Source organism: Streptomyces sp. CNX435 (genome assembly GCF_059570575.1).
Window position 1 is genome coordinate 32,493 of sequence record NZ_JCANTA010000005.1, and the last position, 16,687, is coordinate 49,179.

The window sequence follows — 16,687 nt, forward strand, 5'->3', positions numbered from 1 at the left end:
GCGCGGGATGGTGCGTCGGGCGGTGGGGTGCCGTCGGAGCACGGCGTGGGCGGTTCTAGCGACGGGCGTGGCGCGCAGGACGGTCCTGTTTACGGAGATGCAACGGGAGAGCCGGACGACGGCTTGGACCAGTGGCCGTTCGGCGCGTGGCAGCGCGGCGGCGCGGCGGCGCCGGGGGCGTCGGGCGCGTCGGCCGGAAGCGGTGCCTGGGGGACCGGGGCGCCGGGTGGCGGTGCGGGTCAACGGCCGTACGTTGGTGGGCCGCAGGGCGGTGTGCCTCGCGGGGCGGCGGGGGACGAGCGCGGTGGACCGGGCGGCGGTGGACCGGGCGGCGGTGCGTCGGCAGGTCTGAGGCCGGGGCAGGCGGCGCCGCGTGGCGGGCAGGGCCAGCTGCCGCAGGACGGTCAGCCTGGAGGCGGTCCTGGTGGGGGCCCCGGGGGTGGCCTTGGCGGGGGGACCGGCGGCCACTCGGGCGGGCAGTACGTGGCCGGGGCGCAGGGAGGGCCCTCCGGTGGCGCTCCGCAAGGCGGCGCGGCATACGGGGCGGCCGGAAGCGCGCCCGGGGTGCCGGGGGACGGTTCGGCTCAACGGCCTTACGGAGGCGGGCCGCACGGCGCTGCGGCGCAGGGTGGCCATCCGGGTGGGCGCCCGGGCGGCCAGCCCGGTCGGCCCGGTGGGGCGCACGGAGGCGGGCCCTCCGGTGGCGGGGCGCGTGGCGGCTCCGGGTACGGGAATCCGGCGCCGGAGGCGGCGCGGTGGCCCGCGGGGCACCCGCGCGGTGGATCCGCCCCCGCCGGGCGCGGGGGCGAGCAGGCCGGCGACGAAACGCCCTCGGCCCGGGCCGGGGTCATGGCCGCGTACCAGGCCGGTACGCGGGCCGCCGAGGCGCGGATCGCCGCCGGTGGCGGCGGTGCCGGGGGCGGTGGCGGCGCTGCGGGGCCGCAGCGGCCCGGGCGTCCGGCGGTGCCGGGGCAGTCGGCGCGTACGCCCGAGGCCGGTCCGCTCGCACGGCCGGGCGGCGCGCGGCCGTCCGCGGGGGCGGCGGGGCCGACGTACAGCGACCGCATCGACATCGGCGGCAACCGCCCGGCCCGGGGCGGCACCGCCAACCCGGCCCCGCAGGCGGCCGGTTCACCGGACACCGGCGCCCCCTGGGACGACCTGCCGAACGACGCGGACGGGGACGCGGACGCGGACGGCTACGACGCGTACGGCACCTCGGACCCCTACGGCTCCACGGCGCGAGGCCCCGGCGGCGGATCCGGCGCTCCCGCGCCGCCGGGCGGTAACCGCGGGCAGGGCGGGCCTGGTTCGTACCGGGGCGCGGGCGGCATGCCCGGCACCGGGCCCGGTGCCGACGGTGGCCCCGGCGCTCCCGCGGCGGGCGGGCCTGGTTCGTACCCGGGTGCGGGGGGACACGGCTCTGGTGTGCCCGGTGGTGTGCCCGGCGTTCCTGAGGCTGGCCGGTCTGGCCCGTATCAGGGTGCGGGTGGACAGGGTCCGGGTGCACCCCATGGTGCGTCTGCGGCTGGTGGGCCTGGTTCGTACCCGGGTGCGGGGGGACACGGCTCTGGTGTGCCCGGTGGTGTGCCCGGCGTTCCTGAGGCTGGCCGGTCTGGCCCGTATCAGGGTGCGGGTGGACAGGGTCCGGGTGCACCCGACGGTGCGTCTGCGGCGGGCGGGCCCGGTTCGTACCAGGGCCCGGGGACGCACAGCGGCTCCGGCGCACCCGGCGGTGCACGCGGGGCCTCGGGGCCCGGCCCGTACGGCCGCTCCGGTGCCGGGCACGGCGTTCCGGGCGGCTCCGGCGGTTCCGGTCCTGCCCCGAGCGGTCCGGGCGGTCCGGGAGGTCCCGGTCCCGGCGTCGGCCACGGCGGTGCGGGTGCGCCCGGCGGTTCCCGCGGGCCCGGTGGCCCCGGGACCTACGGCGAGCCCAGCGGCCCGGGTGCGTCCGGAGGGCAGCCCGGCGGCCCCGGTGCCGGGCACGGCGTGCCGAGTGGGCCCGGCGGTTCTCGTCCGCCCGGGGCGGGCGGACGGCCCGGTGCGTACGGGGAGTCCGGCCGTTCCGGCGTCGGTCACGGCGGCCCGGGGCCGACGGGCACCTCTCGAACGGGCGGCCCCCCCATGCCCGGCGGTCCCGGTGCCGGCCACGGCGGGTCCCGTACGCCGGGTGCCTACCGTGGTTCCAGGGAGTACCCCGGCGCCGGCCTACCCGGTGCGCACGGCGGACCTGGTGCGCACGGCGGACCCGGTGCCCGCGGCGGACCCGGTGCGCACGCCCCCCGCGCCTCCGGCGGCCCCCGCTTCGCCGAACCCGACCCCGAACCCGACCCCCAGCCCCGGTCCCTCCCCGACTCGCTGCCCGGCGGTGCCTCCTACGGCGGCAGCCTGCCCGGCGTACGGCCCGGCGCCTCGATCGCCGTGCCCGTCGGCGCGGAGGCCGTTCCCGCGCCCCGCGACGAACTGCCCGGCCCCGAGGCCGGCGGGGCCACCCGCTACCCCGGGCCCAGCACCCGGCTCGCCGCCGAGCGCGCGCGGCAGACGCGGATGCAGGTCGTCGGCGCCGTCACCGAGCGCTGGGCGCCCGAGCAGGCCGGCCCGATCCACGAGCACTGGCAGCTCGCGCCCCCCGTCGGCCCGGCCGCCGACCTCTGGGCGCTCGGCGCCCTGCTCTTCCGCGCCGTGCAGGGACATCCCGCGTACCCCGAGGAGGACGTCGGCGAGCTGGTGCAGCTGGTCTGCTCGGAGCCCGCCGCGCACGCCGAGGAGTGCGGGGCCCTGCGCCCCGTCGTGGAGTCCCTGCTGCGCCAGGACCCCACCGAGCGGCCGGACTTCGAGGAGTTGCGCGGCTGGCTGCGCTCCCTGATCCGCACCGCGCCCGAGCCCGGCATCGGCAGCCGCACGGTCACCGTGCCGCAGCAGGGCACGGGCCGCGGCGGCGATCCGCGGCGGCTGCCGATACTGCGCCGGCGCGGCGAGCTGATGCGCCGGCGGCGCGCCAACAAGGCGCCGGTTCCGGTGCACGCGAAGCACAAGCGCGGCCGTTCGCGCCGCGGCCCCCGCGGGCCGCGCAGCCTCGGCCGTACGCTGATCGCGCTGATCTTCGTCGCCATGGCCGGCGCCATCGCGTACGCGGCGATGTTCATGCCGCAGGCCGACGAAGGCACCGGCAACCAGCGCGGCGCGGTCGGCACCGGGCGCGGCGACGAGCCGGGCGAGTCGGCGGCACCGTCCGCGGAGAACTCCGATCCCAACGAACCGGAGGAACGCCGGCAGCCGAAGGAATCCGACAACGCCGACAAACCGAAGGACGACGAACCGGACGGCGGCGCGGGCTCCGCGCTGCCCGACGGCTTCACGCTCCGCAAGGACCCGGCGGGCTTCGAGGTCGCCGTCCGCGAGGACTGGCGGCGCGTCGGCGAGAGCGACAGCGGGCAGGTCCGCTACGCCGCCGGGGACTACGAACTCGTCGTCGTCCCCGGCCGCGACGGCGTCGGCGACTTCGGCAGCGACCCGATGGCGTACCAGCAGCAGAGCGAGCCGGAGCTGGACCCGTACCGCGACGCGCCGTGGGCGCAGGCCGACGGGCTGCGGCTCATCGAGGTCGGGCAGCGGGTGATGGCGGAAGGCGAGTTCGAGTGGACGGAGAGCGGCGGGCGGCAGATACACGCGCGCAACCTGGCGATGATCTGGGACGACAGCTACCACGTGGTGCTGCTGATCGGGCCGGACGGCAAGGACGCGGAGGTGGAGCGGTTCCACCGGATCGCGGCGGAGAGCTACCGGCCGACGGAGTGAGGGTGCGGGTGCCGTAGCGGGGGCCGCGATACGCGCGGGCCCGCGGGCCCGGTGCGGGCGCGACGCGCATGCGGTATGCGCCGAAGGTGCCGTGCGCGCGTGCCGTACGCCCCGCCCGCAAGCGCGCCGTGCGTCCCTCCGGCGCAGCGCGTACTCCGCGCGCCGTACGCTTCCGCCCGCAGCGCGCCGTCCGTTCCCTCCGGCGCCGTACACCCCGCCCGCGGCGTGCCCTGCCTCCCACCGGACTCGTACGCACTCCGCGCACCGCACGCGCCCCACCGCCCCCTCCCCGTCACCTCCCTCCGTTACCCTCCCGACCATGTCGGATCAGGCCACCCCGCTCGCCCGCCGCCTCGGCGTCGGCGACGCCGTGCTCGTCGGCCTCGGCGCCATGCTCGGCGCCGGGATCTTCGCCGCCCTCGCCCCCGCCGCCCGCGCCGCCGGCTCCGGGCTGCTGATCGGGCTCGGCGCCGCCGCCGTCGTCGCGTACTGCAACGCCACCTCCTCCGCCCGGCTCGCCGCCCGCTACCCGGCCTCCGGCGGCACCTACGTCTACGGCCGCGAGCGCCTCGGCCCGTTTTGGGGCTACCTCGCCGGATGGGCGTTCGTCGTCGGCAAGACCGCGTCCTGCGCGGCGATGGCGCTGACCGTCGGGGCGTATGCCTGGCCGGACCAGAAGCACGTCGTCGCGGTGGCCGCCGTCGTCGCCCTGACCGCCGTCAACTACCGCGGAGTGCAGAAGTCCGCACTGCTCACCCGGGTCATCGTCGCCGCCGTGCTCGCGGTGCTGGCCGCCGTCGTCGTGGCGGCGCTGACCAGCGGCGCCGCCGACGCGGACCGGTTGCGGCCGGGTGCGGACGCCTCGGTGCGGGGGGTGCTGGAGGCGGCGGGGCTGCTGTTCTTCGCGTTCGCCGGCTACGCGCGCATCGCCACGCTCGGCGAGGAGGTACGCGACCCGGAGCGCACCATTCCGCGCGCCGTGCCCGTGGCGCTGGGCGTCACGCTCGTCGCGTACGCGGCGGTGTCGGTGGCCGTCCTCACCGTCCTCGGGCCCGGCGGGCTGGCGGACGCGGCGGCACCGCTGTCGGACGCGGCGTCGGCGGCGGGTGCGGAGTGGCTGGAGCCGGTGGTGCGGGCCGGGGCGGCGGTGGCGGCGCTCGGGGCGCTGCTGGGGCTGATCCTCGGGATCTCCCGGACCACCCTGGCGATGGCCCGGGACCGGCATCTGCCGCACGGGCTGGCCGCGGTGCACGAGCGGTTCCGGGTGCCGCACCGGGCGGAGCTGGCGGTGGGCGCGGTGGTGTCAGTGGTGGCTGCGACAGTGGACGTGCGCGGGGCGATCGGGTTCTCGTCGTTCGGGGTGCTGTTGTACTACGCCGTCGCCAACGCCTCGGCGTGGACGCTAAGTCCGGAGGAGGGCCGGCCGCCGCGCGCGGTGCCGGCGGTGGGGCTGGCGGGGTGCGTGGTGCTGGCGTTCTCGCTGCCGGGGGTGTCGGTGGCGGTGGGCGCGGGAGTGGTGGGGGCGGGGGCGGTGGCGTATGCGATACGGGGACGGTGGGCGGAGCGGTGACGGAGAGCGCGACCGCGACGCCGCCATCCCCCGCGCCTTCGTCCGCAGCATCCGACCCGGCGGCGGCCAGATCCGCGCGGCTGTTACTGTCAACGGCCGGGCGGCCGGCACATGGACGCGCCGATCGCGCGGGAACGTGCAGGTCAGCATGTTCGCCGAGGACCCGGACCGGGTCGCGGCGGATGTCACGGCGGAGGCCGCCGATGTCGCACGTTTTCTACAGAGTTGAAAGCCAGGGGAGCGACCGCGCGGTAGTGCGCTATTGATGGTGCCATGACCAACGAGGGGGACAAGGTGGGGAACGAGCCCACGAGCTACGGCCTGCGGCCACCACACGAGAACGCCGGCGCCGCCCAGGAGGCCGCGGCCACGCAGGTCGTCGCCGATCCCGCGGCCGGCCGGCTGCTCGGCGGGCGCTACCGCCTCGCCGCCCGCCTCGGCGTCGGCGGCATGGGCACCGTGTGGCGGGCCCACGACGAGGTCGTCGACCGCGACGTCGCCGTCAAGGAGCCGCGGCTGCCCGCGAACCTCGACGAGCGGATGCGCGACACGGTGTACGAGCGGATGCAGCGCGAGGCCCGCGCCGCCGCCCGTATCGACCACCCCGCCGTCGTCACCGTGCACGACGTGGTGATGGAGGACGGCAAGCCCTGGATCGTGATGGAGCTGGTCCGCGGGCGCTCCCTCGGCGACCAGCTCACCGAGGGCACCCTCGACCCGCGCGAGGTGGCGCGCATCGGCGTCGCCGTGCTCGGCGCCCTGACCGCCGCGCACGAGGCGGGGATCCTGCACCGCGACGTCAAGCCCGACAACGTGCTGCTCGGCCGGTACGACCGCGTCGTGCTCACCGACTTCGGCATCGCGCAGATCGAGGGGGAGCAGGGCCTCACGGAGACCGGCGCGTTCGTCGGGTCCCCGGAGTACATAGCCCCGGAGCGGGTGCTCGGCCAGCGGCCGGGACCCGAGTCGGACCTGTGGTCGCTGGGCGTCGTGATGTACGCGGCCGTCGAGGGCATGTCCCCGTACCGCCGGCAGACCGCGCCGGCGACGCTGCAGGCCGTACTCTCCGCCGAGCCGGCGCCGCCGGCGCGCGGCTCGGGCGCGCTGGGCACGGTCGTGATGCAGCTGCTGCGCAAGGACCCGGCGGCACGGCCGTCGGCGGACGAGGTGCGCCGGCAGCTGGAGGCGGTGGCCCGGCCGGTGCCGGTGCCGGGGATGCTCGCCACGGCCCCGGGCGGCACGGGCGGCGGCGGGCGCGGCGCGGGCAAGCTGGCGGCGGTGCTGCCCAAGCGGCGCGGCGCGCGGCTGGGCGTGCTGGGCGGCGCGATCGCCGTGGTGGCGGCGCTGGTGCTGGCGCTCGTGAACCCGTTCGGCGGCGACGACGACGCACCGGAGGGCTGGAAGACGTACGACGAGACGGAGCAGCTCAAGGCGTCGCTGGCGGTGCCGGAGGACTACAAGCGCAGCGTCGACGAGGACACCGTCACGTTCACCGACCCCGGCGGCACGCCCAGCCTGTGGCTCACCCGCTCGGCCGACGTGGAGGAGAGCGCGCTGAGCGAGGCCAACGCGAGGCTCGATTGCGACGAGGGCGAGACCGTTGGGTGCACCGCGCTGAGCACCGACGTCGAGGGCACGGTCGAGGAGTACGACTACCAGGGCGAGGACGCCGCCGAGATGGTCACGACCTGGACCCGCGACGAGGGCTTCCAGAACGAGACCGAGGCGCGCAGCCGGGAGTTCTTCTTCGTCAACGACGACGGCATCGGCTGGCACCTGACCGTGGAGATGCCCGCCGCGGGCGAGGGCAAGCGGGACGGCGAGCGGATCTACCGGGAGGTCGTCGAATCGCTGGACATCCAGGACATATGACGTGCCGGAGCCGGCGGCGGAGGCCTCCGGCGTCGGCCCGAACGTATGAGCCAGCAAACGCTGGCGGAATTCGGTTACCGTCGGGTACCCAACGGGCCCGCCGGAGTCCTACCCTCGGCCGTATGACGGAGACCGCCGCACGCAACCCCACCGCTTCCGCTTCCGACGGCGCCCGCAACGCCGGCGCCGTCGCCGCCGAGTTCGTCACGCCCGCGCTGGTCGAGCGCCTGACCCGCGGCGTCACCGGCTCCGGCACCGTCGCCGTACGCTCCCCGCTGACCGACGAGGCGCTGGCCGACGTGCCCGAGGCGGGGCCCGCGGACGTGGCGGCCGCGTTCGAGCGCGCCCGCGCCGCCCAGCGCGCCTGGGCGGCCAGGCCCGTACGGCAGCGGGCCGCCGTGCTGCTCCGCTTCCACGACCTGCTGCTGCGCGACCAGGACGAGATCCTCGACCTCGTGCAGCTGGAGACCGGCAAGGCGCGGCTGCACGCGCACGAGGAGATGCTCGCCGTCGCCGTCGCCGCCCGCCACTACGGCCGCCGGGCCGCCGCCTACCTCGCCCCCAAGCGGCACACCGGCGCCCTGCCGACCCTGACCAAGGTCACCGAGCTGCGCCACCCGCGCGGCGTCGTCGGCCAGATCGCGCCCTGGAACTACCCGCTCGAACTCTCCGTCGGCGACGCTCTGCCCGCCTTCGCCGCGGGCAACGCGCTCGTCATGAAGCCCGACTCCAAGACCCCGCTGACCGCCCTGTGGGCGCGCCGGAAGCTGGTCGAGGCCGGGCTGCCGGAGGACGTGTGGCAGGTCGTGGTCGGCCCCGGCCCCGTCGTCGGCCCCGAGATCGTCCGGCACGCCGACTACGTCTCCTTCACCGGCTCCACCCGCACCGGCCGCGAGGTCGCCCAGGGCGCCGCGGCCCGGCTCGTCGGGGCGTCGCTGGAGCTGGGCGGCAAGAACGCCATGCTGGTGCTCGCCGACGCCGACGTGGAGAAGGCGGCGGCGGGCGCGGTGCGCGCCGCGTTCGCGTCGGCGGGGCAGCTGTGCATCTCCGTCGAGCGGCTGTACGTGCACGAGTCGGTCGCCGACGCCTTCCTCGCCCGCTTCGTCGCCCGGACCAGGGCCATGCGGCTGGGCAACACCCTCGGCTACGGCGCCGACATGGGCTCGCTCGTCAGCGAGCAGCAGCTGGAGACCGTCACCCGGCACGTGGAGGAGGCGGTCGGCAAGGGCGCCGAGGTGCTGGCCGGCGGCCGGCCACGGCCGGACGTGGGCCCGTACTTCTACGAGCCGACGATCCTCGACGGCGTCGAGCCCGGCATGACCGTCTGCGGCGAGGAGACCTTCGGGCCCGTCGTCTCCGTCTACCGCTTCCGCGACGAGGACGACGCCGTCGAGCGCGCCAACGCCACGCCGTACGGACTCAACGCCAGCGTGTGGACGAAGGACGGCCGGCGGGGCCGCCGCATCGCGGCGCGGCTGCAGACCGGCACGGTGAACGTCAACGAGGGCTACGTGGCCGCGTACGGCAGCGTGCAGGCGCCCATGGGCGGGATGAAGGACTCCGGGATCGGCAGAAGGCACGGCGCGGAGGGGATTCTGAAGTACACGGAGTCGCAGACGGTGGCGCAGCAGCGGGTGGTGCCGCTGGCGCCGTTCGCGCTGGGGCCGCTGCGGTACGACGACGACAAGGGGTACGCGGCGTTCATGAGCCGCGGGCTGCGGGCGATGAAGGCGCTGCGGTTCCGCTGAGCCGCGGGGCGCCGCGCGCGGGGGCCGCCGGTGCGGGGCGTTGCTGACGGGTCGTTGGTGACGGGCGGCGGTACGGGGCGTTGGCGATGAGGCGTTGGTACGGGGACGGTGAGGGGCCGGTGCGGGGTGCCCGTGCGGGGCGGCCGGCCCGGGCGTCCCCGGGGCCGGCCGCATCCCTGTCGTGACCGGGCTGCTGTCCCCTGCCGTCCGGTCACCGCATCCCGCTCAACGAGCGGGGCGCGGTGCCGGTCACGGAACCCGGGTGCTGACCGGGTGACCGGTGAGAACGGATTTGCCCTCCCTTGCCCCGCGTGCTGAAACCGTTCTGTGACCGGATGCTCCGGACTCCGCATCGGATATCGGATCGTCACCGTAAGAGGTCTGGAACGCGGGGGTTCGTATGGCCTTGAATGCAGTGCCATGCACTTCCTCCGGCCCCTTGTGACGTTCCCGCGCGTGGTGCGCCACTACTCCTGGGTCGGCGCCGACCTGCCCCTCGACGAGGACGTCCTGCTCGACGCCCCCGGGTACCGCGTGCGCGCGGTCCTCCCGGCCGCCGGCGCGGGGGACTTCCGTCCCGCCCGCGAACTCCTCGCCGGCGCCGGCCGGGCGGCGGAGTGGGAGCGCCGCGACACGTACGTGGCGGAGTTGGCCACCGCGGCCCTCGACGACGACGGCTGGCTGCGGCGCTGGCGGGAGTGGGACCCGGAGAGCGGGGACGCGGCGGTGGTGGAGGCGGAGCGGCTGCTGCGCGCGCGGTGGGCGGCGGAGTACAGGGCGCGGCGGCGGCGGTTCGAGGGCTGGGGCGTACGGCGGCGGGGCGGGCCGCGCGGTGCGGGCGGTGCGGGTGGTGCGGCGGGGTCGGCGCGGTGGGAGCCGGGGCCGGGGGGCGGCTCCGCGGGCGGGACGTGGGCCGGGGTGGCGGACGCGGAGTCGTGGCCGTGGTACGGGGTGCCGGGCCCGGGGACCGGGAACGGCGGGCCGGGTGCGGGGTCGGCGCCGGGCGCGGCGGGCGATGCGGCGCGCGGTCCGGTGGGTGGTTCGGCACGTGGTCCGGTACGTGGTCCGGCGGCTGGTTCGGTGCCGGGGGCGGGAGCCGGCTCCGGCCGCCCGGGCGCGGGCGCGGGTCCGGGTGCCGGCGCGGGGACGGGGACACAGGCGGGGGCGGGAGCGGGTCCCGGCGCCGGATCGGGGGGTTCGGCGCCGGGTTCCGGCCGGGATCCCCGTACCGGACCGGCCGGTGGCGGAGGCGGCAGCGGAGGCACAGGCGGCGGCGGGCGGCGGCCGTGGGGCGCGTACGGGGCGTCAGGGCTCTCCGGTACGGACCCCAGGGCGGTGCTGCGCGACGTCCTGCCCCTCGTCCGGCTGGCCGCGGCGCAGGCGCCCGGCGACCCCGTGCCGTGGCGCATCGCCCTCGACCACGCCACCGCCGTACGGGCGCCGCGCGAGGCGTTCGTCTCCCGGTTCGCCGAGGCGGTGCTCCGCGCGCCCGGACACCACGGCGCGCACGTCGCGGCGCTGCGCTACCTCGCGATCGTCGGCGAGGCGGACGTCGAGGAGCTGATGGTCTTCGCGGAGGAGTCGGCGGAGGAGGCGCTGCCCGGCTCCCTGCTGCACGCGCTGCCCCTGGAGGCCGCGGTGCTGGGCGCGTGCCGGGACCGTATCGGACTGCCCGGCGGCCCGGACGCCGGCGACGCCCCCGACTCGTCCACCACCTGGGCCGTCGAGCGCGCGCTGGAGCTGTCCGCGCACTACGAGCCCGGCGACCCCGAGGCCGCGGGCTTCCGCAACTGCCTCGCCGCCGCCCTCGTCCGCGCCCGGCGCTGGGACGAGGCGCTGGAGGTCTTCCGCGCCGTCGGCTCGGAAGCCCGCGCTATCCCCTGGGCGAAGCCCGGCGACGACGCGGAGGCCATCCGCCGCCGCTTCCTCGTCGCCCGCCAGGAGGTACGGGCCCAACTCGCCCGCCGCGTCCCGCTGTTCGGCCCCCGGCCCGACAACGCCCCGGGCCCCGGGGCGGCGTTCGGACTCCCCGGCGCCGGCAACGGTCCCGGTGCCGGCACCGGTCCTGGTTTCGGCACCGGCACGGGTTTCAGCACCGGCGCGGCGCCCGAACCGGCCCCGTACGCCGGGATCGTCGTCTGCACGGCACCGCCGTCCGCGGTCGCCAGGGCCGCGTACACGGCCGGCCTGCGCCTGCGCCTCGCGCCCGCCGGCGGCGCCCGCACCTGCGCCCAATTGCGCCGCCGCCGGCGCCCCGAAGCGGCCCGGGCGCCCCTCCGCGCGCCGGGCCGCGCCCCGAGCCGCTGGCCCCGTGGGCGTACGGCCGCGGGGGAGCCGCCCTCACCCGAGGCGCTGCTCTCCGCGGCGGAGGCGATGACGCGGGGCGAGGCGTGGCCGGCGGTGGCGCTGTACGCGGCGGACGGCGTGGCGGGGATCGCGGTGTACCGGAGCGGGGAGCGGACGGCGGAGTTCACGTGGCGGGCGTCCGGTGCGGCGTCGGTGACGGCGACGGTGCGGGGGGTGGCGCCGAGCGCGTCGCCGGGGGGCGCCAACGCTGCGGCGGCGGGCGGCGGTGCGGAGGGCGCGGGCGGTACGGGGGGCGGCGGCCGGGAGCGTGCGCCGGGGGACGGCACGGCGCGGGTGCCGCAGTTCGCGGAGGTACGGAACACGGCGGAGGCCATCGCCGCCGCGCTGGCCGTCGCCGACGCCCGTCCGCTGACCGGCGTACTGCGCACGGCGGGCACGCGGCGCCCCCGGAGCACGCTGGCCGAGGCGCTGCAGAGCCTGGGCCTGCCGGAGCTGGCCCCGATCTTCGAGGCCACCCCACCGGACCCGGACACCCCGCCGCCCTCCCGCCCCACGACCCCGAAGCCGGGCCCGGACCCGCTGCCCTGAGGGCGGGCGGCAGCGGGCCCACGCCGACCCACTCGTACGGCCCGCACAGCCGACCAGGGCCGTCCGAACCGCCCGCACGCGGTCGCCGGCCTCGCCCGGCAGTTCGGGTTCGGCGCCGCTGCCAGGCGGTCAGCGGCGAGGCCGCCGAGCCGTCGCCGAAGGAAGGCTGGTCAGCCAGACGTCGCCACCGGACGGCAGGTTCAATTTGCGGGTGTCCCCGAAGCCGAACGCCTGCAGCCGGTCGACCTCAGCTGCCGAGGCGGCCAGTGCGTCGACCGTGTCGTCGCCGCGGTCCACGGCCTCCAGGCCCGGGGCCAGCAGGCGGTCGAGCAACACGTGCGGGTCGTCGTCGCCGGTCCGGCCCGTCGCCACCAGGGTCCAGCCGTCCGAACCGGCTCGCTCGGCGCTGAGTGCCGCGTCGTCAGCCTCGCCGAGTGCCAGCAGGTCGGGCGGAGCGTCCAGCTCGCGGGCGATCAGGCCGTGGAAGCGGCCGATGGCACTGCCGGCTCCCGGCGGCAGCCAAATGGCGGCGGCGGTGAGTTCGTCGAGGTGCTCCGCCACCCAGACTTGCCCTTCTTCCAGAGCGTGGTGCGCCAGCAGCAGCCGCAGGACGGCCTGTGCCTGTTCGGGACCCCGGTCGACGACCGGCGGCGCTTTCTCCGCGTGCGAGGTGATCAGGCGCACCAGGGCCGGGACGTCCACCAGACCGGCCGGGCGCACGCGAGCGCGCCCCCGGTCGCCCTGGTCGCCCTCGCCCATCGTCGGCTCCTCTCGCCGTCCGCCGCACCACCGCAGACGCAGCCCGCGCCCCTCAGCCTGCACCGGCCCCGGACGGATCCGCGACCAGAGGGCGGCGACATGCCGTGCCGGGTTTCCACGTTACGTGCCTGATGAGGCGGGTGTGGGCGGCCATGGCCAGGGTGCGGCCCGTCCGGCCTGCTCTCCCATGGGACGGTTCACACCGCTTCGCAACGGATCACCGGAGGGGACCCCTCCCGGACGCGGGCCGCTACAACTCGGGGAAGACCCTTGAGCCCTTCCGTGGAACGGAGTTCCCCCCATGAGGCCGCGCGTACGCTCCAGCCGTGCCGGGTTGTCCGCCCTCGTCGCCGTGATCGCGGTGGCGACCGCGGCCACCCTGGCCGGCTGCGGCTCGGACACCGACGACGCAGCAAAGCCCGACGACGCCGACACCACAACCGTGTCGCCGTCTCCCAAAGACGAGAAGTCGGACTCGAAGTCGGCGTCCCCCTCCTCGACCGCCGAACCCGAGCCCACGACCTCCAAGTTCACTCCCCTCGCCCCGGAGGACGCAGCGGACGGGGCAGATGTCGATGCCTGCCGCGACAGCAAGTGTGAGGTCGCGGTGAAGGCGGGCACCTCCATTCCCTTCGATCAGGACATCGGCGGGGTGATGGTCGCCGAGGTGGGCAAGAGCGAGGTGACGCTCGCGATGACCTACTCCAGCGGCGGCAGCGGCTCCATCCAGGTGGGGGTTGGACCCGAGGGCGGCAGCTTCGGCAACGTCAACACGACGGTCATCGAGTTCGCCGTGCTGGGCATCGAGGACGGCACAGCGGTCGTGAGCTTCGCCCCCGAGTAGCCGTGATGCGTTGCCCCGGAGACGTTCACACACCATTTGCTTGGTTGCGACGGTGACGATCACTCCGCCGCTCTGGGGTGCATGCGCTGTTTGGCACGGAAACGCGCTTTCTTCTGACGATTTCCGCACGTGTTCATTTCGCACCATTTGCGGGTGCGGCTTTGGCTGGCGTCGAAGAAGGCGGCTCGGCACGTCGGCGATGCGCACAAGGCCAGCTTTCCGTCTCGTTCGCCCGCGATGATGCTGATCGCGTCGGCGGCGATCACGCTGAGGGCATCCTCCACGCAGGCAGCCGAGCTGAGCCGCCACTCCCGCTTACCCTCGGGCGTCAGGATCGCGGCAGCCCGCCCCTGAGCGCTGCGGTCGTTGATGACCTGGACGGCAGACGCAGGGAGAGCGTCCTGGACCGCCGCCGCCGTCGCGGCGGCATGGATCGACTCCCGCAGCTCCCGGGCGAGGTCGAGCTGGGCCGGGGTGCAGGAATCCACGGCGAGGCCGCTCACCCCCAGCCAGTCGACGAGCCGGTGGGGCGACGGGATGCGCTCCACGGCGTCGCCACGGCGCTCCGTCAGAGTCGCCGTGAAGCTGGTCGCCAGCACGCTACCGAGGCGGAAGTCAGGGAACTCAGCACACATGGAACCACCTTAGCCGGTTGCACGGAGTCGTGACGCCATGCTAGAACCGTCTTAGCCGGTTCCATTATGCCGAGGAGGTCTCATGTCTCGTCCCACCAGCGACGTACAAGCATTCGAAGCCCACGCGGCGGACGCCGATCTCGACGATCTGCGCGCGCGACTGGCCGCGGCGCGCCTGCCGGAGCCCGAGACGGTCCACCGTGCCGCACCCGGTCCCCGCCGGTGGGAACAGGGCGTTCCGCTCGCCGACCTCGTCGATGTCGTGAACTACTGGCGCACCGGCTACGAGTGGCGGCCGTTCGAAGAGCGCCTCAACCGCATCGGCCAGTTCCGCACGACCATTGACGACCTGGGAATCCACTTCCTGCACCGCCGGTCCGCGCGCGCAGATGCCACACCGCTGCTCATGACGCACGGCTGGCCGGACAGCATCGCCCGGTTCGTCGACGTGGTGGACGAGCTGGCGGATCCGAAAGACGCAGACACGCCGGCGTTCCACGTCGTGGTCCCGTCGCTGCCGGGCTTCGGTTACAGCGACAGGCCGGCCGTCACCGGGTGGGGAACCGAAAAGATCGCGGCCGCGTGGGTGGAACTGATGGGAAGGCTCGGCTACGGCAAGTTCCTTGCCCACGGCGGGGACTGGGGAGGCAACATCACCACGGTTCTCGGCGGCAGGTTCCCGGCGCACGTTCTCGGCATCCACACCACATTCGCCGAGGGACCGCCCGGTTTGTCGACGGACGGGCTGACGGCGGTCGAGCGCAAGTGGACCGAGGACACCCGCGACTTCTGGGTCCACCGCGCGGCGTACGCGAAGCAGCAGGCGACCCGACCGCAGACCATCGGCTACTCGCTCGTCGACTCACCGGTCGGGCTCCTTGCCTGGATCCTCGACAAGTTCGCCGAGTGGTCGGACACCGAGGACAGCCCGTTCGAGACGATCTCCAGAGACAGGATTCTCGACGACGTCACCCTGTATTGGCTGACGCGGACAGGCGCATCGGCGGCCCGTCTCTACTACGAAAGCCACAACTCGCTCGACCCCGAACTGCGGGTCGACGTCCCGTCAGCACTGACGATGTATCCCCGCGACGTCGAGAAGTGCCCGCGCCCCTGGGCGCAGCAGCGGTACCGGCAGATCGTCCGATGGAACACGCCCGAAAGCGGCGGACATTTCCCGGCGCTGGAGGTACCCGAGTATTTCGTCAAAGATCTCCAGGAAGGTCTCGCGGCATTGCTGGCCGCTCACAGGTGACCCCGGCTGGGCGCCGCGTAGCGGCTGACGGTTACGGACCCGGCGAGTCCGACTATGGGGTAGTCGCCTTCTCGATCGCGTCGAAGATGTCTGCGTCCGTGGCTTGCTGCCACTCGGGAAGGTCGGGCCAATCCGCCACATAACCTGGCTTCGGGTCCTGGATGCGGTGATAGATCTGCGCAATCCAGCAGGTGGCGACGAAGCGCCCGCGTTGTTCCCTGCTCAGCCGAGCCGTGCTGCCGCCGGAGAGCTTGATGAATTCACGTACCTGGTGGCACACCGCTGCCGCGGACTCCCGCTCCCAGTTCGGGGTCTCCTCCCACGGTGTGATGTACCCGGGTTTCGGCTCTCCGGGAAAGTGCTTCCTGACACCCTCAATCCATGCCTCGCGAAAGATACGGCCTGCCTCGATGTCCACGGTCTCCCTTTCATCCTGAGATGTTGAGCGCAGAAACCTGCTCTGCCTCACCGCTGAATCAGCGGAAGAAGCTCGGGCAGCAAGTCGGAGGTTACGGCGATGGTCTCGCCAGAGTCGATGTCATGAGTGCTTCCGGACGCGGAGACAACACACGCACCGGCTTCACGCGCAACCACTACGCCCGCCGAGGTGTCCCAAGGGTTGTTGGACAAGATGACACATGCGTCGGTTTTCCCTTCCGCGACCCATACCAGGTCCAGGGCTGCGGTTCCCCACATTCGGATCCGCTGGACCCGACCCGCAAGGCGCTCGGTGATCGCGAGCCGCTGCTTGTTGCGTACGTGCGCGTCGGTGCCGACCGCGTAGTCACCGATGGACACAATTGCGGCACTCAGGTCTCTCGTGCTGCTGGCCCGGATCTTTCTCGACCCGCAGTATGCCCCGCCGCCCTCAGCGGCGTGGTACCGAGCGCCCATGAACGGCAGGTCGACGACACCGAGCACGCAGCGATTGCCGTCGAAGAGACCTAGGGAAACACAGCAGAGCGGAATCCCGCGAACAAAGTTCGCGGTACCGTCCACCGGATCCAGAGCCCACATGAACCGGCCCTCCTGCAGCGACTTTCCTTCCTCCTCGCCCAGGAAGGAGATGTCCGGGGTCAAGCGGTTCAGGTGGTCACGCACCGCCGCCTCGACGGCGAAATCGACCTCGGACGCCATGTCCCGGTCGCCCTTGGCGGTGATTTCGCCGGGGTCGCGGCTGATGATAAGGGATCTGGCGAGTTCGACGGCGCCGTCGGCGATTTTGAGAAGATCTGGCAGGTCGGTCATAGGAGTGTCGCCCGATCCCAGAGTGAGATGAAGACCTGCTCGAACGTATGGAACAACTCGTCG

General features: G+C 74.8%; 11 protein-coding genes. 7 read left to right on the plus strand and 4 right to left on the minus strand.

Features of this window, described 5'->3' with window-relative positions; translation table 11 throughout:
- The first annotated feature begins 2,124 nt into the window (after positions 1–2,124).
- The 5 genes from T328_RS11075 to T328_RS11095 all read left to right on the plus strand — a co-directional run bounded on the left by T328_RS11075 (position 2,125) and on the right by T328_RS11095 (position 11,883).
- The gene (locus T328_RS11075; protein WP_496496077.1) at positions 2,125–3,798 is read left to right on the plus strand and encodes a serine/threonine kinase C-terminal domain-containing protein; all 1,674 of its coding nucleotides are present in this window, start codon (positions 2,125–2,127) and stop codon (positions 3,796–3,798) included.
- Positions 3,799–4,117: 319 nt separating this feature from the next.
- On the plus strand, positions 4,118–5,368 hold the full coding sequence (locus T328_RS11080) for an APC family permease (protein WP_496495791.1): 1,251 nt from the start codon (positions 4,118–4,120) through the stop codon (positions 5,366–5,368).
- A 273-nt stretch (positions 5,369–5,641) separates the two neighbouring features.
- Entirely contained in the window at positions 5,642–7,240 is a 1,599-nt protein-coding gene (locus T328_RS11085) for a serine/threonine-protein kinase (protein WP_496495792.1), read from the plus strand.
- A 122-nt stretch (positions 7,241–7,362) separates the two neighbouring features.
- On the plus strand, positions 7,363–8,988 hold the full coding sequence (locus T328_RS11090) for a succinic semialdehyde dehydrogenase (protein WP_496495793.1): 1,626 nt from the start codon (positions 7,363–7,365) through the stop codon (positions 8,986–8,988).
- A 420-nt stretch (positions 8,989–9,408) separates the two neighbouring features.
- Positions 9,409–11,883 (plus strand): hypothetical protein, encoded by a 2,475-nt coding sequence (locus tag T328_RS11095; protein ID WP_496495794.1) that lies wholly within the window; start codon positions 9,409–9,411, stop codon positions 11,881–11,883.
- 129 nt (positions 11,884–12,012) lie between these two features.
- On the opposite strand, the gene T328_RS11100 is transcribed toward T328_RS11095, so the two are convergent.
- Positions 12,013–12,642: a hypothetical protein gene (locus T328_RS11100; protein ID WP_496495795.1), complete on the minus strand. Its 630-nt coding sequence runs from the start codon at positions 12,640–12,642 to the stop codon at positions 12,013–12,015.
- A 301-nt stretch (positions 12,643–12,943) separates the two neighbouring features.
- Here T328_RS11100 and T328_RS11105 point away from each other — a divergent pair, with 301 nt between their 5' ends.
- Positions 12,944–13,486 carry a hypothetical protein gene (locus tag T328_RS11105; protein ID WP_496495796.1) on the plus strand — a complete coding sequence of 181 codons (543 nt, stop codon included), beginning with the start codon at positions 12,944–12,946 and terminating at the stop codon, positions 13,484–13,486.
- A gap of 59 nt (positions 13,487–13,545) precedes the next feature.
- Here the strand turns inward: T328_RS11105 and T328_RS11110 are convergent, their stop codons facing one another.
- On the minus strand, positions 13,546–14,121 hold the full coding sequence (locus T328_RS11110; protein WP_496495797.1) for a CGNR zinc finger domain-containing protein: 576 nt from the start codon (positions 14,119–14,121) through the stop codon (positions 13,546–13,548).
- A gap of 82 nt (positions 14,122–14,203) precedes the next feature.
- Between T328_RS11110 and T328_RS11115 the strand changes: the two genes are divergently transcribed.
- The gene (locus T328_RS11115; RefSeq protein ID WP_496495798.1) at positions 14,204–15,376 is read left to right on the plus strand and encodes an epoxide hydrolase family protein; all 1,173 of its coding nucleotides are present in this window, start codon (positions 14,204–14,206) and stop codon (positions 15,374–15,376) included.
- Between the two features lie 52 nt (positions 15,377–15,428).
- Here the strand turns inward: T328_RS11115 and T328_RS11120 are convergent, their stop codons facing one another.
- Both T328_RS11120 and T328_RS11125 read right to left on the minus strand, forming a co-directional pair.
- Positions 15,429–15,788 carry a hypothetical protein gene (locus tag T328_RS11120; RefSeq protein ID WP_496496078.1) on the minus strand — a complete coding sequence of 120 codons (360 nt, stop codon included), beginning with the start codon at positions 15,786–15,788 and terminating at the stop codon, positions 15,429–15,431.
- Positions 15,789–15,841: 53 nt separating this feature from the next.
- Entirely contained in the window at positions 15,842–16,624 is a 783-nt protein-coding gene (locus T328_RS11125) for an inositol monophosphatase family protein (protein ID WP_496495799.1), read from the minus strand.
- Between the last annotated feature and the right edge of the window lie 63 nt (positions 16,625–16,687).

Coding starts and splice junctions, on each gene's coding strand:
- T328_RS11125 (WP_496495799.1), bottom strand. CDS start 16,624: ATGACCGACCTGCCAGATCTTCTCAAAATCGCCGACGGCGCCGTCGAA.
- T328_RS11105 (WP_496495796.1), top strand. CDS start 12,944: ATGAGGCCGCGCGTACGCTCCAGCCGTGCCGGGTTGTCCGCCCTCGTC.
- T328_RS11110 (WP_496495797.1), bottom strand. CDS start 14,121: ATGTGTGCTGAGTTCCCTGACTTCCGCCTCGGTAGCGTGCTGGCGACC.
- T328_RS11080 (WP_496495791.1), top strand. CDS start 4,118: ATGTCGGATCAGGCCACCCCGCTCGCCCGCCGCCTCGGCGTCGGCGAC.
- T328_RS11100 (WP_496495795.1), bottom strand. CDS start 12,642: ATGGGCGAGGGCGACCAGGGCGACCGGGGGCGCGCTCGCGTGCGCCCG.
- T328_RS11115 (WP_496495798.1), top strand. CDS start 14,204: ATGTCTCGTCCCACCAGCGACGTACAAGCATTCGAAGCCCACGCGGCG.
- T328_RS11090 (WP_496495793.1), top strand. CDS start 7,363: ATGACGGAGACCGCCGCACGCAACCCCACCGCTTCCGCTTCCGACGGC.
- T328_RS11085 (WP_496495792.1), top strand. CDS start 5,642: ATGACCAACGAGGGGGACAAGGTGGGGAACGAGCCCACGAGCTACGGC.
- T328_RS11095 (WP_496495794.1), top strand. CDS start 9,409: ATGCACTTCCTCCGGCCCCTTGTGACGTTCCCGCGCGTGGTGCGCCAC.
- T328_RS11075 (WP_496496077.1), top strand. CDS start 2,125: ATGCCCGGCGGTCCCGGTGCCGGCCACGGCGGGTCCCGTACGCCGGGT.